Annotated in this window: 16 protein-coding genes; 5 read left to right on the top strand and 11 right to left on the bottom strand. The window is 62.6% G+C overall.

Annotated elements, in window-relative coordinates; translation table 11 throughout:
- Nucleotides 1-227: 227 nt before the first annotated feature.
- The 3 genes from betA to betI all read right to left on the bottom strand — a co-directional run bounded on the left by betA (nucleotide 228) and on the right by betI (nucleotide 4,170).
- Nucleotides 228-1,925, bottom strand: a complete 1,698-nt coding sequence (gene betA / locus APH28_RS12860) for a choline dehydrogenase (RefSeq protein WP_060509848.1) — start codon at nucleotides 1,923-1,925, stop codon at nucleotides 228-230.
- Nucleotides 1,926-2,003: 78 nt separating this feature from the next.
- The gene (gene betB, locus APH28_RS12855; RefSeq protein WP_060509846.1) at nucleotides 2,004-3,476 is read right to left on the bottom strand and encodes a betaine-aldehyde dehydrogenase; all 1,473 of its coding nucleotides are present in this window, start codon (nucleotides 3,474-3,476) and stop codon (nucleotides 2,004-2,006) included.
- Nucleotides 3,477-3,513: 37 nt separating this feature from the next.
- Complete coding sequence (betI, locus tag APH28_RS12850) at nucleotides 3,514-4,170, bottom strand: transcriptional regulator BetI (protein WP_060509844.1); 657 nt, start codon at nucleotides 4,168-4,170, stop codon at nucleotides 3,514-3,516.
- Nucleotides 4,171-4,704: 534 nt separating this feature from the next.
- Here betI and APH28_RS12845 point away from each other — a divergent pair.
- Nucleotides 4,705-6,651: a BCCT family transporter gene (locus tag APH28_RS12845; protein WP_256249311.1), complete on the top strand. Its 1,947-nt coding sequence runs from the start codon at nucleotides 4,705-4,707 to the stop codon at nucleotides 6,649-6,651.
- A 72-nt stretch (nucleotides 6,652-6,723) separates the two neighbouring features.
- Here the strand turns inward: APH28_RS12845 and APH28_RS12840 are convergent, their stop codons facing one another.
- The 5 genes from APH28_RS12840 to gpmI all read right to left on the bottom strand — a co-directional run bounded on the left by APH28_RS12840 (nucleotide 6,724) and on the right by gpmI (nucleotide 13,363).
- Entirely contained in the window at nucleotides 6,724-8,118 is a 1,395-nt protein-coding gene (locus APH28_RS12840) for a trypsin-like peptidase domain-containing protein (protein WP_060509840.1), read from the bottom strand.
- 77 nt (nucleotides 8,119-8,195) lie between these two features.
- Nucleotides 8,196-8,963, bottom strand: coding sequence for a divergent polysaccharide deacetylase family protein (locus tag APH28_RS12835; protein WP_060509839.1), 768 nt, complete (start codon nucleotides 8,961-8,963; stop codon nucleotides 8,196-8,198).
- A gap of 8 nt (nucleotides 8,964-8,971) precedes the next feature.
- Nucleotides 8,972-10,306 carry a S41 family peptidase gene (locus APH28_RS12830; RefSeq protein WP_060509837.1) on the bottom strand — a complete coding sequence of 445 codons (1,335 nt, stop codon included), beginning with the start codon at nucleotides 10,304-10,306 and terminating at the stop codon, nucleotides 8,972-8,974.
- Between the two features lie 78 nt (nucleotides 10,307-10,384).
- Entirely contained in the window at nucleotides 10,385-11,686 is a 1,302-nt protein-coding gene (locus APH28_RS12825; RefSeq protein WP_060509835.1) for a murein hydrolase activator EnvC, read from the bottom strand.
- A 141-nt stretch (nucleotides 11,687-11,827) separates the two neighbouring features.
- On the bottom strand, nucleotides 11,828-13,363 hold the full coding sequence (gene gpmI, locus APH28_RS12820; protein ID WP_060509833.1) for a 2,3-bisphosphoglycerate-independent phosphoglycerate mutase: 1,536 nt from the start codon (nucleotides 13,361-13,363) through the stop codon (nucleotides 11,828-11,830).
- 206 nt (nucleotides 13,364-13,569) lie between these two features.
- On the opposite strand from gpmI, the gene APH28_RS12815 reads away from it, so the two are divergent.
- The 3 genes from APH28_RS12815 to secB are packed head-to-tail and all read left to right on the top strand — an operon-like array spanning nucleotide 13,570 to nucleotide 14,765.
- Nucleotides 13,570-13,983 carry a rhodanese-like domain-containing protein gene (locus tag APH28_RS12815; protein ID WP_060509831.1) on the top strand — a complete coding sequence of 138 codons (414 nt, stop codon included), beginning with the start codon at nucleotides 13,570-13,572 and terminating at the stop codon, nucleotides 13,981-13,983.
- Nucleotide 13,984: 1 nt separating this feature from the next.
- Entirely contained in the window at nucleotides 13,985-14,239 is a 255-nt protein-coding gene (gene grxC / locus APH28_RS12810) for a glutaredoxin 3 (RefSeq protein ID WP_060509828.1), read from the top strand.
- Nucleotides 14,240-14,279: 40 nt separating this feature from the next.
- A complete protein-coding gene (secB, locus tag APH28_RS12805; RefSeq protein ID WP_012312355.1) occupies nucleotides 14,280-14,765 on the top strand; it encodes a protein-export chaperone SecB in 486 nt (161 codons plus the stop codon).
- Between the two features lie 161 nt (nucleotides 14,766-14,926).
- Here the strand turns inward: secB and trmL are convergent, their stop codons facing one another.
- A complete protein-coding gene (gene trmL / locus APH28_RS12800; RefSeq protein ID WP_054884254.1) occupies nucleotides 14,927-15,388 on the bottom strand; it encodes a tRNA (uridine(34)/cytosine(34)/5-carboxymethylaminomethyluridine(34)-2'-O)-methyltransferase TrmL in 462 nt (153 codons plus the stop codon).
- Between trmL and APH28_RS12795 the strand changes: the two genes are divergently transcribed.
- The gene (locus tag APH28_RS12795; protein WP_060509826.1) at nucleotides 15,387-15,824 is read left to right on the top strand and encodes a hypothetical protein; all 438 of its coding nucleotides are present in this window, start codon (nucleotides 15,387-15,389) and stop codon (nucleotides 15,822-15,824) included. The two genes, trmL and APH28_RS12795, sit on opposite strands and share 2 nt — an antisense overlap.
- A gap of 304 nt (nucleotides 15,825-16,128) precedes the next feature.
- Here the strand turns inward: APH28_RS12795 and ntrC are convergent, their stop codons facing one another.
- Both ntrC and glnL read right to left on the bottom strand, forming a co-directional pair.
- Complete coding sequence (gene ntrC, locus APH28_RS12790) at nucleotides 16,129-17,565, bottom strand: nitrogen regulation protein NR(I) (protein WP_060484298.1); 1,437 nt, start codon at nucleotides 17,563-17,565, stop codon at nucleotides 16,129-16,131.
- The gene (glnL, locus tag APH28_RS12785; RefSeq protein ID WP_060509823.1) at nucleotides 17,562-18,647 is read right to left on the bottom strand and encodes a nitrogen regulation protein NR(II); all 1,086 of its coding nucleotides are present in this window, start codon (nucleotides 18,645-18,647) and stop codon (nucleotides 17,562-17,564) included. Before glnL ends, ntrC begins: the two co-directional genes overlap by 4 nt.
- Nucleotides 18,648-18,865 lie beyond the last annotated feature (218 nt).

The following is an 18,865-nucleotide window of genomic DNA, read 5'->3' as shown; positions in this document are numbered from 1 at the left end:
AGGGGGCTTGACTGGCAAGTCGCGTGCCAATCGATTCTAACCCGATGAATTGGCAGGCTGTAAAGCGTTTCTGCAGATGTGCAAAAGGCACCGCGGAGGGTGCCTTTTGATGTGCTGCCTGGGTGGGCCTCTTCGCGGGGCAAGCCCGCTCCTACAAGGGGAATGCGATACCTGTAGGAGCGGCGGTGCGGCGGTCCGACTTGCCCCGCGAAAAGGCCGGTGCAGGTTTAGCCCTGCTTCACCTCACGCATCGGCTTGCCCTTCACCGGTGCACCGTTGGCCTTGTAGTACTTGGCGGTGCTGCGCGGCAGCGGCTTGCGGTTGCGGATCTTGTCCGAGATCTTCTCGGCGATCATGATCGTGGTGGCGTTGAGGTTGCCGGTGATGATGATCGGCATGATCGACGCATCGACCACGCGCAGGCCCTTCATGCCATGCACGCGGCCTTCGCCATCGACCACGGCCATGTCGTCGGTGCCCATCTTGCACGAGCAGGACGGGTGGAAGGCGGTTTCGGCGTGCTCGCGGATGAACTTGTCCAGCTCTTCATCGGTTTGCACGTGCTCGCCCGGGCTGATCTCGCGACCGCGGTACGGGTCCAGCGCTGGCTGGGCCATGATTTCGCGGGTCAGGCGGATACCGTCACGGAATTCCTGCCAGTCCTGCTCGGTGGCCATGTAGTTGAACAGGATGCTCGGGTGCTGGCGCGGGTCCTTCGACTTGGCCTGGATGCGGCCACGGCTTGGCGAACGCATGGAGCCCATGTGCGCCTGGAAACCGTGTTCCTTCACGCCGTTGGAGCCGTTGTAGTTAATTGCGACCGGCAGGAAGTGGTACTGAATGTTCGGCCATTCGAATTCAGGGCGGGTGCGAATGAAACCACCGGCCTCGAACTGGTTGCTGGCGCCGATACCGGTACCCTTGAACATCCACTCGGCACCGATGGCCGGCTGGTTCCACCACAGCAGCGATGGGTACAGCGACACCGGCTGGGTGCAGGCGTACTGCAGGTACAGCTCAAGGTGGTCCTGCAGGTTTTCGCCGACGCCTGGCAGGTCGTGCACGACCGGGATATCGAGGCTTTCCAGCAGGGCACGCGGGCCAACGCCGGAGCGCTGCAGCAGCTGCGGCGAAGCGATGGCGCCGGAGCTGACGATCACTTCCTTGCGGGCACGGGCTTCGACGCGCTCTTCGCTGTCGCCGACCAGGTAGGTCACGCCAATGGCACGTTTGCCGTCGAACAGCACACGATCAGTCAGGGCGTGAGTGACGATGGTCAGGTTCGGGCGCTTCTTGGCCTGGTCCAGGTAGCCGCGGGCGGTGCTGGAACGGCGGCCGTTCTTGGTCACCGAACGGTCCATCGGGCCGAAGCCTTCCTGCTGGTAGCCGTTGAGGTCTTCGGTGCGCGGGTAACCAGCCTGCACGCCGGCTTCGACCATGGCGTGGAACAGCGGGTTATTGCCGGCTTTCGGCGTGGCCACGCTGACCGGGCCTTCGCCGCCGTGGTAGTCGTTCGGGCCGATGTCGCGGGTTTCGGCTTTGCGGAAGTACGGCAGGCAGTCAAGGTAGGTCCAGTCTTCCAGGCCTGGCAGTTCTGCCCAGCCGTCGAAGTCCATGGCGTTGCCGCGGATGTAGCACATGCCGTTGATCAGCGACGAGCCACCCAGGCCCTTGCCGCGGCCACATTCCATGCGGCGGCCGTCCATGTGTGGCTCCGGATCGGTCTCGTAGGCCCAGTTGTAGCGGCGGCCCTGCAGCGGGAAGGCCAGGGCGGCTGGCATCTGGGTGCGGAAGTCGAAGCGGTAGTCGGGGCCACCGGCTTCCAGCAGCAGCACGCTGACGCCGGCGTCTTCGGTCAGGCGGGTGGCCAGGGTGTTACCGGCGGAGCCTGCGCCGACAATGATGTAATCGAATTCTTGGGACATGGAAGTACCCTCGTGTTGGCGGTGATCAGGGAGCGGGAACGCCCGTGCGCAGTGGCACGGGCGTGGCGGGACTGGGCCTTAGAAGACCGAGTTGTAGCCGCCCAGCTCGACCTGGACCGACTTGATGCGAGTGTATTGAGCCAGCGAGCTGACACCGTTCTCACGGCCGACGCCGGACTGCTTGTAGCCGCCAACCGGCATTTCGGCTGGCGATTCGCCCCAGGCGTTGATCCAGCAGATACCGGCTTCCAGCTGGTGGATGATGCGGTGGGCGCGGGAGATGTCGTTGGTGCAGACACCGGCGGCCAGGCCGTATTCAGTGTCGTTGGCGCGACGGATGACTTCTTCTTCGGTCTCGTAAGTGAGGATGCTCATCACTGGGCCGAAGATCTCTTCCTTGACGATGGTCATGTCGTCGGTGCAGTCGGTGAACACGGTCGGGGCCACGAAGGCACCCTTGGCGAAATCACCTTCGGTCAGGCGCTCGCCGCCACACAGCACGCGGGCACCTTCTTCTTTACCCTTGGCGATGTAGCCGAGCACGCTTTCCATGTGCTGGAAGCTGACCAGCGGGCCGAAGTTGGTGTTCTCGTCTTCCGGGTTGCCAACGCGGATGCGGGCAACGCGCTCGGCGATCTTGGCTTCGAAGGCCGCCTTCATTTCAGCCGGGATGAACACGCGAGTGCCGTTGGTGCAGACCTGACCGGAGCTGTAGAAGTTGGCCATCATGGCGATGTCGGCGGCCTTGTCCAGGTCGGCGTCGGCGCAGATGATCAGTGGCGACTTGCCGCCCAGTTCCATGGTGACTTCCTTGAGCGACGAGCTCGAGGCGCTGGCCATGACTTTCTTGCCGGTGGTGGTGCCGCCGGTGAAGGAGACTTTCTCGATGCGTGGGTGCTCGGTCAGCCAGGTGCCGACTTCGCGGCCGCTGCCGGTCAGGACGTTGAACACGCCATTTGGCAGGCCGGCTTCGGTGTAGATCTCGGCCAGTTTCAGGGTGGTCAGCGAAGTGACTTCCGAAGGCTTGAAGATCATCGCGTTGCCAGCGGCCAGGGCCGGGGCGGATTTCCACAGGGCGATCTGGATCGGGTAGTTCCAGGCGCCGATACCGGCGGTCACGCCCAGCGGCTCGCGGCGGGTGTAGACGAAAGACGATTCGCGCAGCGGGATCTGCTCACCCTCGATGGCTGGTACCAGGCCAGCGTAGTACTCCAGCACGTCGGCGCCGGTGACGATGTCGACGTAACGGGTTTCGGAGTACGACTTGCCGGTGTCCAGGGTTTCCAGCATGGCCAGCTCGTCGTTGCGCTCACGCAGGATGTCGACGGCGCGGCGCAGGATGCGCGAACGCTGCATGGCGGTCATTGCCGCCCAGACCTTCTGGCCGCGCTCGGCGCTTTCCACGGCCTTCTCGACGTCAGCCTCGGTAGCACGTTGCACGTGGGCGAGGACTTCGCCGGTAGCCGGGTTGATGGCTTCGAAGGTGGCATCGCTGCCAGCGTCGACGTAAGCGCCATCAATGTAGAGTTTTTGCGTTCCGAAACGGGCCATAGTGTCCTCGCAAGTGCAGTGTGTGGTTGGCTGCGCGTCACGCTCCTGCCGGGTGGGCAAGGGCCGTGCGTGCTTGATCAGCGGCCTGGTCGTTGGTGTCCAGGGTGTGCTGTTTAGCCAGTTGTAGATCCATGTATTCGTATGCAATCCGTATTGCCTGGTCGGTGTCGAATGCATCTCCCGACAGAGCGCCACGCAGCCACAGACCGTCGATCAGGGCTGCCAGGCCGCGGGCTGCCTTGCGCGCATGGTAGAGCGGCAGGGCGCGGCGGAACTGGCAGCACAGGTTGGAATACAGGCGGTGATCGTTGATCCGCTGCAACCTGTGCAAATCGGGCTGGTGCATGCTGGAAGCCCAGAAGGCCAACCAGGTTTTCATTGCCGGGCCGTTCACCTGGCTGGCATCGAAGTTGCCTTCGATGATCACTTTCAGGTGGGCACGCGGGCTGTCGTCCGTCAGGGCCTGGCGACGTGCTCTAACGCCTTCGTTGAGCATGTTCATGATGTAACCCATCGTCGCTGCGATCAGGCCGTTCTTGTCCCGAAAGTAGTGACTGATGATGCCGTTCGACACACCGGCCAAACGGGCAATCAGCGCAATGCTGGCGTCCCCCAGACCGACCTGATCGACCGCCTGCAATGTGGCTTCGATCAACTGCTGGCGGCGGATGGGTTGCATACCGACCTTGGGCATCTTGCTATCTCCTCAGGCCCTGCGAGCAGACGACAGGCGGCTGACTCGGCGAAGGCCAGTCTATTTTGTTTTGATTGAACGTTCAATCAATAAAGAATAAGCTCTGCGACAATTTGTGCCATTGACACTTTTTCAAGCGGTCAACAAGGCACGGATTGACACCCCAGGAAATCGCGTAACCCCCGGAATACAAGGCGTTGACGGGCATGAGCGATGCGAAATGCAGATTCTGCCGTACGGTCACTGGCCCTGCGACAGGCCCTTGGAGCGGGCGGGGTGATCTGTGACGAATGCGCGCACCTCCGCTGAGGCGTGGCATTTTCAGCAGGCCACCTGTCTGTTTTTTTGCAACGTATCGATTCGGGATCGCGGTTTCCAGGGTGCTTTTATAACACCTGATGCAGTGGGGATATTCCACCAATTGCTCGGGAAAGACTGATTAGCCTCCACAGCCGTACTGCCCGGAGCATTCGTGCAATGAGTTCTGCCTCACTTACCAAGCCCCCCGCCGAGAGGGTACGGGTCAACCGCGTGGTGTTCTTCACCTCCGCGCTGATGATCCTCGTTCTGACTGCCTTGCTGATCGCTGTACCCGAAACCGCCGGCCAGGTGCTGGGCGTGGCCCAGAAATGGCTGACGCGCACCTTCGGCTGGTACTACATGCTGGTGATCGGCGGCTACCTGCTGTTCGTGATCTACCTGGCCTTCTCCGACTACGGCAAGCTCAAGCTCGGCGGTAAAGACGACCAGCCTGACTTCAGCTACGGCGCCTGGGCCGGCATGCTGTTCTCCTCCGGTATCGGTATCTCGCTGCTGTATTTTGGCGCCTCCGAACCGCTGGACCACTATTTCAATCCGCCGGAAGGTAGCTCTGCCAGCCTCGAGGCCGCGCGCCAGGGCCTGCAGCTGACCTTCCTGCACTGGGGCCTGCACGGCTGGGCGATCTACGCCCTGGTGGGCCTGGCCGTGGGTTACTTCGCCTACCGCCACAACCAGCCGCTGGCGCTGCGCTCGGCGCTGTACCCCCTGGTCGGTGAGCGCTGGGTCAAAGGCGCTGCCGGCAATGCCGTAGACATCTTCGGCATGTTCGTCACCTTGCTGGGCCTGGTGACCAACCTGGGTATCGGTTCGATGCAGGTGTCTTCCGGCCTGGAATACCTGTTCGGCATGGACCACAGCAAGACCAACCTGCTGGTGGTGATTCTGGTGATGGCCGGCGTGGCCACCGTCGCGGCTGTATCGGGTGTGGAGAACGGCATTCGTCGCCTGTCCAACCTGAACATCATGCTGTTCAGTGGTCTGCTGATCTTCGTGCTGCTGGGCGGCGAGACCCTGCACCTGCTCAACGGCTTCGTGCAGAACATCGGCGACTATCTCAACGGTATCGTGCTGAAGACCTTCGACCTCTACGTATATGAAGGCGAAGCCGGAAAGTCCGAGCGCTGGCTCGGTCTATGGACCGTGTTCTACTGGGCTTGGTGGATCTCCTGGGGCCCGTTCGTCGGCATGTTCATTGCCCGTATCTCCAAGGGCCGTACCGTGCGCCAGCTGGTCAGCGGCGTGCTGTTGATCCCGCTGGGCTTCACCCTGGCCTGGCTGTCGATCTTTGGCAACACCGCGCTGGACCTGGTAATCAACCAGGGCGCGGTGGAGCTGGGCAAGACTGCGCTTGAACAGCCGTCGATGTCGATCTACCAGCTGCTGGAATATTTCCCGGCGGCCAAGATCGTGATCGGCGTGGCCGTATTCGTCGGCTTCGTGCTGTTCCTCACTCCGGCCGACTCCGGCGCGGTGATGATGGCCAACCTGTCGTGCAAAGGCGGCAAGGTCGACGAGGACGCTCCGCACTGGATGGTGGTGTTCTGGTCGGTGATCATCACCCTCGTCACCATCGGCCTGCTGTTCGCCGGCAACTTCGAAGCCATGCAGACCATGGTGGTTCTGGCGGGGCTGCCGTTCTCGGTGGTGCTGGTGCTGTTCATGTTCGGCCTGTACAAGGCCATGAAGCAGGATGTAGCGGTCGAGCAGGAGCGTGCCGAGCTGGCCGCCCGTGGCCGCCGCGGCTTCACCGAACGCCTGAGCCAGCTGGACCTGCAGCCGACCCAGGCCGTGGTGCAGCGCTTCATGGACAAGCAGGTCAGCCCGGCGCTGAAAGAAGCCGCCGCGCAGCTGCAGACCCTGGGCTTCGAAGTGGAAACCCGTGTTGGCCAGTCGCGCAACATGATGGGCCTGCGAGTGATGATGGACGAGGGCAACCCGTTCGTTTACGAAGTGAGCCTGGACGGCTACATGGCCGCGCCGAGCGAAGCACCGGTGGAAGGCGAGCCGGAAGTGCGCCAGCGCTTCTACCGTGCCGAGGTGTACCTGCACGACGGCAGCCAAGAGTACGACCTGATGGGCTTTGCGCCTGAGCAGATCGTGCGTGATGTGCTGGATCAGTTCGAAAGCCACCGGCAGTTGCTGGGCCGTGTGTACAGCTGACTTGAGCTGACGTCATGAAGAAGGGCTCTGTTCGCAGGAACAGGGCCCTTTTCAGTTCAAGAGCAGGTGCTATCAAGGCGCATCAGCCTGCAACAGGTCGGTGCGAAACTCGGAGTTCTGCCCGATCACGTCGATGGCGACGCTGCAGAGTTTCACGGGTAATGCGCTGCTGGGGATGTCGCGGCTGTTCGCCCGCAGCAGGCGGTAACCCGAGTGGTCATTGCAGTCCGTGGTTGCCGGCGCGCCACGCTTGACCCGATAGAACACGGTATCGGGATCTTTCAGCCAGTTGATGCGTATGCCGCCGTCCGGCAAGTGCTCGGTCAGCACCTGGGCCTGAGGCCTGCCGGGTGGCAGCAAATTCACTTCAATACTCAGGCTGTTGGCCATGAGCGCACGAGAAGGCAGCTGCTCTGGCGACTGTACGCCGACCAGGCACAGGTAATGAGTACCGGGCGCAGGACCGATCGGGTCGTTGATCATGGCCTCGCTCGCAGGGATGGTGCCGCTGTAACCCACCGGGTCCTCGCAGGCGAGTGCATCGGTAGTGGCCTTGTAGCGGTAGCGCGGTGTGTCGATGAGAAACTCAAAGCCCCAGCGTGCGGGCTCAAGAGAACCATCGGCCATGCTTCGGGCCTTGGTCAGGGCTTTGAAACCATTACCCTGCGGTTCGAGCTGAAAGGCTGGCAGCAACTGGCAGGTCTCAAGTTCAAGGTCCGCTCGACCTGCGCTGAAGCAGCCCTGAAGGCGGCTGAGCGGGATTGCGCCGACTTCGGAGTCATGCAGGCTATTGGCGATGCTGACCAGCCGATGGCTACCCACGTCTATGACCGGGCTGCCGGAAGCGCCTGTATCAAGGCCTTGGCAATCGTTACGCCTGACGTTGCGCCACACCCAGTTGTCGACACTGGCTGTGCTGTGGAAGCGCTCCGTACAGGTGGACAAGCGCAGCCCTTTGCCAATCGAACTGGCTTCGCCGATGACCTGAACCGCGCTTCCCGAAGCGGGGGATGGGCCCAGTTTGAGGGGTGTGACGCCTTGTGCCAGCAGCTCCTCCAATGTGGCATCCAGTTCCAGTAGCGCCAGATCGACACCTTGCAGGCTGCTCCATAGCGTTCGTTTCAAGGGCACGGTGTGGCGCTGATCTTGCGTATCGACAAAGTAGTTGAATGCAATGCTGCCGGTAATTGGCTGGTCGACAATGACCTTGCCATTGACGCCGCCGGCGCAGTGGCCGGCCGTCAGCATGTAGGCCGGCCCGTTTGTGCCGAGGGTGGCGTCGCGGCTGTCCAGTAGCGTGCCAATGCAATGCCGGTTGTTCCAGATCAGCCGGCCGACGCCGGTCCATTCCGAGTTCTGGCCGAGGCTGTTATACAGGGTAAGGGGCGTCGTGGGAGGGGGCGTGGCGTCAGCCAGCTGGCTGACCAGGATCAGGCCCAGCGGGGCGAGGCGTAATGGCTTTTGCATGTCGTACCTCCTAGAGATGGAGGACGAAGGGTGAAGCGGCTATCGGCGCGTTTGGCGGTAGATAGGTGAGCTTTTTTTCAGCGGTTGGCGTAGCGCCCGTTCTTGCCGTGCCCCGGCATCGCCAGGTTGCTGCGTACGGCAATCATCTGCTTGAGCCTGATCAGTTCGATGCCTTGGCCTTTGAGGCGTGGCAGTTCGCGCTCAAGCACTTCCAGCGTCTGCGGGTAGGGATGCCCGATCAGTACTGCCGAGCCTTGTTTGCGGGCCAGGGCAATGCCTTGTTGAAGCTGCGCGGCAATTGCCTCGGTGGTGCGTACATCGTCGAGGAATACATCCCGCGAAATATGCGCCAGCCCCTGTGCCTGTGCTTCGGCTGCCGCCACGGTGGCGGCACTGGTGCGGCTGTCGACGAAGAACAGGTGCCGCCGCTGCAGCTCGCCCATCAGCCAGGCCATCGGCTCGCGTTGTGCCGTCATGCGGCTGCCCATGTGGTTGTTGATACCAGCAGCGTAGGGCACCTTGAGCAGCGCGGCGTCCAGTCGTCGCGCCAGCTCTTCGATGGGGATGCCGGGGTGCCAGGCATAAGGCCCGGTGGCCGGGTCCATGGGCATGTGCAGGATCACCGTCTTGCCAGCCTTGTGGGCCTGGCGGGCAAAGTCGCTGGCATGTGGGGTGTCGGGCATGATCGCCATGGTCACCGGCCCGGGCAGGGCAAGTGTTCGGCTGTCACGCTCGGGGCTCTGGCCCAGGTCGTCGATGATGATGCTCAGGTAGGCCTTGCCGGCCGGCGCCGCTTGCGCGACCCCGGCCATCAGGCAGAACAGCAGACACAGCAGATAACGCATGGGGAGCTTCAGTCGCCCTTGGTGATGTTCAGGCCCTTGAGCAGGCTCAGCGCCTGGCTCAGCTGGTAGTCACTGTCCTGCGGGCGCTCCTGGCGCTTGCTGCTGCCGGTAGGGCGCTCGGCGCCGCCGTTGCCGTTGCCCAGGTGGCCCTGCAGGTCGGCTTCCTTGAAGGTGTCGTTGTCGCTGGCGTCGGCGGTCAGCTTGGCCGGGCGCACTTCGATGTCGGGGACGATGCCCTGGGCCTGGATCGAGCGGCCGTTGGGGGTGTAGTACAACGCGGTGGTGAGCTTCAGCGCACGGTCGTTGGCCAGCGGCAGTACGGTCTGCACCGAACCCTTGCCGAAGCTGTCGGTACCCATCAGCACGCCGCGCTTATGGTCCTGCAGGGCGCCGGCGACGATTTCCGAGGCCGAGGCGCTGCCACCGTTGATCAACACGACCAGCGGCACACCTTCGCTGGCGTCGGCCGGGTCGGCAGAGAAGCGCAGCTCGGAGTTGGCGATGCGGCCCTTGGTGTAGACGATCAGGCCTTTGGTCAGGAAGTGGTCGGCCACCTCCACCGCTGACTGCAGCACGCCGCCGGGGTTGTTGCGCAAGTCGAGGATCACCCCGCGCAGCTTTTTGCCGTTGTCCTTGCGCAGCTTGGCCAGGGCCTTGCCGACTTCGTCACCGGTCTTGACCTGGAATTGGGTGATGCGGATGTAGCCGTAACCGCTTTCCAGCAGCTGGCTTTTCACGCTCTTGACCTGGATCACCGCGCGGGCAAGGGTCACGTCGAACGGGTTGCCGCCGTCTCGTACCAGGGTCAGGGTGATCTTCTCGCCAATCTTGCCGCGCATCTTGTCGACGGCTTCGGTCATGGTCTGGCCGCGGGTTGGCGCGCCGTTGATCTTGACGATCAGGTCGCCGGCCTGCACGCCGGCCCGCGAGGCTGGAGTGTCGTCGATTGGCGATACCACCTTGATATTGCCGTCCTCCTGGCCCACTTCGATGCCGAGGCCGCCGAATTCTCCGCTGGTGCTCTCCTGCAGCTCCTGGAAGTCCTCGGGGCCGAGGTAGGCCGAGTGCGGGTCAAGGTTGCTCAGCATGCCCTTGATGGCATTTTCCAGCAGGGTCTTGTCGTCCACAGGTTCGACGTAAGCCGCCTTGATGCGGTCCATGACCTCGGCAAAGGTGCGCAGCTCTTCCAGCGGCAGCGGCGACTTGGCGGTCACCTCGGTGGCCGGCACGGCGGCAGGCTTGGCTGGCGAGGCTTTCGCCGGCTCCGCGGCGCTGGCCAGGGGCGCACCAATCGCCAGCGCGATGGTCAGGGCCAGCTGGGTGAGGCGAGGCGAGTGCAGCATGTCGAACGAACTCCTGATCCTGTAAACGCTCCCTGCGGAGCATCGGCGCAGCGCCTGGCGCTATGCCGTATGTATGTGTCAGCCGCGGCACCACTGCGAAGGGTCGGTCGGCCGGCCCTGCTGGCGAATGGCGAAGTACAAGCCTGCGCTGTCCTGGCCACCGCTGTCGCCAACGGTGGAAATGGCTTCGCCGGCCTTGACGATGTCACCGGCGCTCTTGAGCAGGCTCTGGTTGTGGCCGTACAGGCTCAGGTAACCATTACCATGGTCGAGAATGACCAGAAGTCCAGCGCCACGCAACCAGTCGGCAAATACCACGCGGCCGCCGTGCACGGCATGGACCTGGGTGCCGGGGCTGGCGCTGATCATCACGCCGTCCCACTTGGCCCGGACATCATTGCCGCGGGCATCACCGAAGCGTGCCAGCAATCGACCATTGACCGGCCAAGGAAGTTTTCCCCGCGCAGCAGAAAATGCACCGCCATAGCTGGCGCCGTCACTGGAAGCCAGCGGGCCGAGGGTGGTGCGGGCCTTTTTCGGCGGCTCGGCATCCTCTCTGTCTTTGTCTGCGCGGGCGGCGAGGGCCTCCTGCTGCCGGCGCTTCTCGGCTTCCTGCTGAGCGAGCAAGGCTTTCTTGCGCGCTTCTTCGGCTTCGCGAGCCTGGCGGGCCAGGGTCTCCTCGATGGTTTTGAGCACCTTGGCCAGGTCGGCCTGGTCCTGTTGACGGGCCTGCAGCTTCTGGTCGCCGTCTTTCACGTCGCTGTTGAGCTTGGCCAGGACCTGCTGGCGCTTGCTGCGCTCGCTGTCCAGCGCCTGGCGGCGGGTGTCGAGGTCGGCGCGCTGGGCCAGCAGTTGCGCCTGCTGGCGGGAAATGTCCTGCTCGACATTGGCCAGCTGGCGCAGGGTCTCGTTGAACGCCTTGAGCTGTTCGAGGCGCGCTTTGCTGAGGTAGTCGTAATAGGACAGGGTGCGAGCGAATTTCTCAGGGTTCTGCTGGTTGAGCAGCAGCTTGAGGTATTCCTCGCGACCGTTGTTCTGGTAGGCCGAACGGGCCTGGATGGCGATCAGCCGTTGTTGTTCAACGCGGGCGCTCTGGAGTTTTTTTTTCTCGGTATCAAGGCGCTCCAGCTCGCCCTCGGTCTTTTTTAGTTCTTGTTGCAGGGCCTCCACCTGCTTCTCCAGGTTACCGATATCGGTTTCAGTGGCCTTGAGGTCTTTTTGCACACCGGCCTTTTCTTCCTGGAGCTTGCCCAGCGTCTTCTTGAGCTCGGCAATGTCCTGGCGGGTGGCGTCCAGTTGCTGCTGGGTCTGTGCGCGCTCATCGGCAAAGGCCGGGCTGAGCAGGCAGGACAGGGCTAAAGGGATCAGGGCGCGTAGCATGGGGTTTGGCGTACCAAGGATGGAGACTGGCCTAGTATGCCCGTGCGGGCAGGCAAAAAAAACGCCTCGCTGCCGGGGCAGCGGGGCGTTTGTCCGGAATTCATCTGTAAAGGGGCTGCAAAGCGGCCCCCGCACACTGAATCAGGCGTCGACCAGGATCGAAGTACCGGTCATTTCTGCCGGCTTTTCCAGGCCCAGCAGCTTCAGCATGGTCGGCGCCACGTCGGCCAGCACGCCGCCTTCGCGGACCTGCAGCTTGCGCTTGCCGACGTAAATGAACGGCACCGGCTCGCTGGTGTGTGCCGTGTGCGCCTGGCCGGTGCACGCGTCTTCCATCTGCTCGACGTTGCCGTGGTCGGCGGTGATCAGGGCTTCGCCGTCGACCTTGGCCAGCGCCTCGACGATGCGCCCGACGCAGGTGTCCAGGGCCTCGACTGCTTTGACCGCAGCCTCGAAAACGCCGGTATGGCCGACCATGTCACCGTTGGCGTAGTTGACCACGATCACGTCAAAGCGCTGCTGCTCGATGGCTTCGACGATGCGGTCGGTCACTTCAGGCGCGTTCATTTCAGGCTGCAAGTCGTAGGTGGCGACCTTCGGCGACGGGATCAGGATGCGCTCTTCGCCTTCGAACGGCTCTTCGCGGCCACCGGAGAAGAAGAACGTGACGTGCGCATATTTCTCGGTTTCGGCGATGCGCAGCTGAGTCTTGCCGTTTTTCGCCAGGTACTCGCCCAGCACGTTGTTCAGGCTGGACGGTGCGTAGGCTGCCGGCGCGGCGATCTTGGCCGAGTACTGGGTCAGACCGATGTAGGCGGCCATCTTCGGCAGGCGGGCGCGCGGGAACTCGTTGAAGTCCGGTTCGACAAAGGCGCGCGACAGCTCGCGAGCGCGGTCGGCGCGGAAGTTCATGAAGATCACGGCATCGCCGTCCTCGACCTTGACCGCTTCGCCAATGCGCGTGGCTTTGACGAACTCGTCGTTCTCGTTGCGGGCGTAGGCTGCTTCCAGGCCTGCCTGCGCAGTGTCGGCGGTGTATTCGGCAACGCTATCGACGATCAGGTTGTAGGCAGCGCTGACGCGGTCCCAGCGGTTGTCGCGGTCCATCGCGAAGTAGCGGCCAATCAGGCTGGCGATGCGGCCCTTGCCGAGTCTGGCGAAGGTTGCATCGAGCAGTTCGATCGACGATTGAGCGCTGCGTGGCGGGGTGTCACGGCCATCGAGGAAGGCGTGCAGGTAGATCTTCTCGGCGCCGCGCTGCGCGGCCAGCTCGGCCATGGCCACCAGGTGGTCCTGGTGGCTGTGTACACCACCGTCGGACAGCAGGCCGAGGATGTGCACGGCCTTGCCGTTGCCCACTGCCTGGTCCACAGCGCCGGTGAGTACCGGGTTCTGGAAGAACTCACCGTCGCGGATGGCCTTGGTCACCCGGGTGAAGTCCTGGTAGACGACGCGCCCGGCGCCGAGGTTCATGTGACCGACTTCGGAGTTGCCCATCTGCCCGTCCGGCAGGCCGACGTCCATCCCTGATCCGGAAATCAGGCCATGCGGCTGGGTGGCGCGCAAGCGGTCATAGACCGGTGTGTTGGCGGCATAGATGGCGTTGTATTCGGTGCTTTCGCTGTGGCCGAATCCATCCAGGATGATCAGGACCAGGGGTTTGGGCGTACTCGTCATCAATCAAACTCACGGTTGTTCAAAGATGATAAAGACACGCATTTTAGGGCAAATGCGCCATCAACGGCGAATAATCGTCCTGTCGCCCGACCGGCGCAGGCGGCCCGGTAACATGAAGCTACCTTTGCCACCCGCCCGTCGGGCTTTGGTGGCACTGGGGGGCTGTGTATACTGGCCGGCATTTTCAATCGCCTGGAACACCGCTGATGGTTGCTCACCTGATTCAATTCGCGACAGATCACTACATCCTGGTGGCGATCTTCGTGGTTCTGCTGGTTGCACTGCTTGTCAATGAACTGCGCCGTGGCGGCCAGAGCCTGAGCAACGGCCAGCTGACCGCGCTGGTCAATGCCGACAAGGCACTGGTCATCGACATTCGTCCGTCCAAAGAATATTCCGCCGGCCACATCGTCGGTGCGCTGAACATTCCGCAGGACAAGGTCGCCAACCGCATGACCGAGCTCGAGAAGCACAAAGAGAAGACCCTGATCGTCGTCGACGCGATGGGCCAGCAGTCCGGTGCGGTCTGCGGCGAGCTGATCAAAGCTGGTTTCACTGCTGCCAAGCTGAGCGGTGGCGTTTCCAGCTGGAAAGCCGATAACCTGCCCCTGGTGAAGTGATATGAAGCCCGTCATCGTCTACTCCAGCGACTACTGCCCCTACTGCATGCGCGCCAAGTACCTGCTTGAAAGCAAGGGCGTGGCCTTCGAGGAAATCAAGGTCGACGGCAAGCCGCAAGTTCGTGCCGAGATGAGCCAGAAGGCCGGCCGTACTTCGGTACCGCAGATCTGGATTGGCGGCACCCACGTCGGTGGATGCGATGACCTCTATGCCCTGGAGCGCGCCGGCAAGCTCGACGCGCTGCTGTCGGCCTGATTTGCACTGCATTCAAAAACATTAGGATTAAGGATCTGCCATGACTGACCAACAGACCAACGGCGCTGCTGCAGAAGACAACAGCCCTCAGTTCTCCATGCAGCGCATCTACGTGCGTGACCTGTCGTTCGAAGCCCCGAAGAGCCCGCAGATCTTCCGTCAGACCTGGGAGCCGAGCGTTGCCCTGGACCTGAACACCAAGCAGAAGGCCCTGGAAGGCGACTTCCACGAAGTGGTGCTGACCCTGTCGGTGACCGTGAAGAACGGTGACGAAGTGGCCTTCATCGCTGAAGTTCAGCAGGCTGGTATCTTCCTGATCAAGAACCTCGACGCTTCGTCGATGAGCCACACCCTTGGCGCGTTCTGCCCTAACATTCTGTTCCCATACGCCCGTGAGACCCTGGACAGCCTGGTGACCCGCGGTTCGTTCCCGGCCCTGATGCTGTCGCCGGTCAACTTCGACGCCCTGTACGCACAAGAGATGCAGCGCATGCAGGAAGCTGGCGAAGCGCCGACCGTGCAGTAATTCTGCCGGTATGAAAAAAGCGCCTTTCGGGGCGCTTTTTTTTGCCTGTACCGGCCTCTTCGCGGGCATGCCCGCTCCCACAGGTACTGCACAACCTTCAAGTTTTGTGCGGTCCCTGTGGGAGCGGGCGAGCCCGCGAAAGGGCCGGTACAGGCTAAAGATCAGCTCCCGGCAAACCCGTTCTGCCGCCAGGCCTCATAGACGGTCACTGCCACAGTATTGGACAGATTCAGGCTACGGCACCCCGGCCGCATCGGCAGGCGCAGGCGCTGCTCGGCCGGCAGGCTGTCCAGCACCTCGGCCGGCAGCCCACGGCTCTCAGGCCCGAACAGGAACGCATCACCGGGCTGATAAGCCACTTCATGGAACGGATGCGAGCCCTTGGTGGTAAAGGCGAACAGCCGTGGATTGCCCAGGCTTTCCAAGCATCCGGCCAGGCTTTCGTGGCGCTTGAGCGTGGCATACTCGTGGTAATCCAGCCCGGCACGGCGCAGGCGCTTGTCGTCCAGTTCGAAGCTGATCGGTTCGATCAGGTGCAGGGCACAACCGCTGTTGGCGCAGAGGCGGATGATGTTGCCGGTATTCGGCGGAATTTCTGGTTGAAAAAGGATGACGTGAAACATGCACGGCTCCAAACGTGAAGATGACGAGCATTCTACCTCCGAACCTGACCTGCGTTCGAAGGCTTGGCCACGCATGCTGCTGTCCCTGGCGCTTTTCGGCATATTGGTGGGCCTGATGATCGGGCGCCTTACTGCGCCTGATGAACATGTGCTGGAGCGGGTAGAGGTGGTGCAGGATGGCCTGGACCTCTGGTTCAACGAAGAACCCAAGCTGCACGGTGAAAACGTGGAAGGTACCGTGGCCTTGCTGTTCGAGGCTGAGGGCAAGGCGCAGCGTGGCCAGTTGGACCTGCAGGGCAGACCGGTCGGCTGGCGATTGCAGAAGAGCGACAAGGGGTTGTTGCTGACGGTGATCGCCGCGCGTCCCCTGCACGGCGAATGGGCCGGTGCAGAGGACGCTGGGCGTTGGCGAGTGCAGGTGAAGCTGCACGAATAAAAGAGGGGATATCTCGGCCTGCCTGTACCAAGGTCCCCAAAAGCGGCGTTGCTGCGAATAAAAGAGGGGTCACCCGGCCTGCCTGTACCAGGGCCCCCGAAACTGGGTATGTATTAGCTATTGCAGGGGGCGTGCCAGTTTTGAAAAGCCCGTGAATACTGGGCTTTCAGGGTGAATTGGCCGGGTTTTGAGGGGGTTTGTGCCTTCGTGAGGTGCATCGGGCACAGGATCGGTGCATGGGGAAGGCTAAAATCGCTGGGGCGGCTGCGCAGCCCCAGGGTCCTTGCAGGTGATCCGCTAAAGGTCAGTGATCCTCACCCTCGTCTTCATCCCCGCCGTCCACATTCATCCCCAATTCCTTGATCTTGCGGGTGAGGGTGTTGCGCCCCCAGCCCAGCAGTACCGCTGCATCACGTCGGCGCCCGGCCGTGTGCTTGAGCGCGGTCTCGATCATGATCCGCTCGAAGCTGGGCACCGCGCTGTCGAGCAAATTCGACTGCCCGCGCGCCAAAGCTTGGTCCGCCCACTGACGCAAGGCCTGTTCCCAGTTGGTCACCGGTGCGGCGTCCTGCGGCAGGTTCAGCAGCTCCGGCGGCAGGTCGCCGATCAGCACTTCGCGGCTGGAGGCCATCACGGTGATCCAGCGGCAGGTGTTCTCCAGCTGGCGCACGTTGCCCGGCCACGGCAGGTTGCGGATGAACTCTTCGGTTTCCGGCTTGAGCAGCTTCGGCTCGACAGCCAACTCCTGGGCGGCACGGCCGAGAAAGTGACGAGCCAGTGCCGGGATGTCCTCGCGGCGGTCGGCCAGGCGTGGGATATGGATGCGGATTACGTTCAGGCGGTGGAACAAGTCCTCACGGAACTTGCCGGCTGTTACCAGCGATTCCAGGTTCTGGTGGGTCGCCGCGATGATGCGTACATCGACTTTCACCGGCACATGGCCGCCGACACGGTAGAACTCGCCATCGGCCAATACCCGCAACAGGCGGGTCTGGGTATCGGCCGGCATGTCGCCGATCTCGTCGAGGAACAAGGTGCCGCCGTCGGCCTGCTCGAAGCGGCCGCGGCGCAGGTTGGCCGCGCCGGTGAAGGCACCCTTCTCGTGGCCGAACAGCTCCGACTCCATCAGGTCCTTCGGAATGGCCGCCATGTTCAGGGCGATGAACGGTGATGCGGCGCGTGGGCTGTGGCGGTGCAGGGCGTGCGCTACCAGCTCTTTACCGGTACCGGATTCACCGTTGATCAGCACGGTGATGTTGGAGTGGCTCAGGCGGCCGATGGCGCGGAAAACTTCCTGCATCGCCGGCGCTTCGCCGATGATCTCCGGGGTGCGGGCCAGGGCTTGCGGTACATCCAGGCCTTGCTGTTCCTGGGCGTGTTGATTGGCACGCTTGACCAGCGACACCGCTTCGTCGACGTCGAACGGCTTGGGCAGGTACTCGAAGGCACCGCCCTGATACGAGGCCACGGCGCTGTCCAGGTCGGAATGGGCGGTCATGATGATGACCGGCAGGCGTGGGTGCTGTTCACGGATCTGCGCCAGCAGGTCGAGGCCGCTGGCGCCGGGCATACGGATGTCGGAGATGATCACGTCCGGCTGCTGGCGCGCCAGGCGGCCCATCACGCCATCGGCGCTGTCGAAGCTCTGGGTGGTCATGCCTTCCTGTTGCAGGGCTTTTTCCAGGACCCAGCGGATGGAGCGATCATCATCGACGATCCATACGGTTTCACTTCGGCTCATGAGGCGGTGGCTCCTTGTTCCAGGGGCAGGAAGATCGAGAAGGCGGTGTGCCCTGCGTGGCTTTCACACTCGATCAAGCCCTGGTGCTGGCTGATGATGTTCTGGGTAATGGCCAAGCCGAGCCCGGTACCGTCCGGGCGCCCGCTGACCATGGGATAAAAAAGCGTGTCCTGCAGTTCCGCGGGGATGCCCGGGCCGTTGTCGATGATCTCGATGCGTGCCGCCAGGCGATGGCGCACGTGGCCGATGGTGAACTGGCGCACAGCGCGGCTGCGCAAGGTGATGCGGCCCAGCCGCAGTTCGTTTTGCGAACTGATCGCCTGCATCGCATTGCGCACGATGTTCAGCACGGCCTGGATCATCTGCTCGCGGTCGATCAACACATCCGGCAGGCTCGGGTCGTAATCGCGCACCAATGTGATGCAACCTTGGCTTTCGGCCTCGACCAGGCTGCAGACCCGTTCCAGTACCTCGTGGATGTTAGTCATGGCCAGCGACGGCAGTTTGTTCGAACCGAGCATGCGGTCGACCAGGTTGCGCAGGCGGTCGGCCTCTTCGATGATCACGTTGGTGTAGTCGCGCAGGCCCTCTTCGGGCAGCTCGCGGGCCAGCAGCTGTGCGGCGCCACGGATGCCGCCGAGCGGGTTCTTGATTTCGTGGGCCAGGCCGCGCACCAGCATCTTGGTGGTTTCCTGCTTGCTGAGCTGGGCTTCTTCCTTGGTGATGCGCAGCAGGCGATCACGCGGGTGCACTTCCAGCAGCAGCAAGGTATTGCCCTGGTGCAGGATTGGGGTTACCGCATAGTCGACGGTGATGGCCTGTCCGGTCAGCGAGGTCAGTTGCGCTTCGCGCTTGGTGAACGGGTGCGCCTGTTCCACCGCCTGGCGCAGCGAGTTGAGCGCCTCGGTCGATTCGGTGAACAGTTCGCTGATGAACTGCCCGTGGCTGCGCTGTCCGCTGACGGCCAGGAGCATTTCCGCAGCCGGGTTCATATATTCCAGGCGCAGCTCGCTGTTGAGCAGGAGCGTGGCGGTGGTCAGGTTGTCCAGAAGCAGACGGTGCTGTGCATCGCTGATGGTCATAAGGCGTCGTTGACCTCTTTTGGCGCTTGTCAGGCAGGTCGCGGTGGATCTGCGGGGGCCAGTCTCTTCCCAGGAAAATGCAAGAAACAAACCAAGGCTCCGAAAAGAAGCGGATTTTGCTGATAAAGGCCTGAATATGCGCATATTCGGACCAGAATGCCCTGGTTTAACGATTCTTGTGACCTGTTTTGGGGTGCACGAAAGGGCGCCAGCCTTTT

It is taken from the genome of Pseudomonas sp. NBRC 111124, assembly GCF_001320245.1.
Classification (GTDB): domain Bacteria; phylum Pseudomonadota; class Gammaproteobacteria; order Pseudomonadales; family Pseudomonadaceae; genus Aquipseudomonas.
This window is presented reverse-complemented; position numbering and strand designations above follow the sequence as displayed.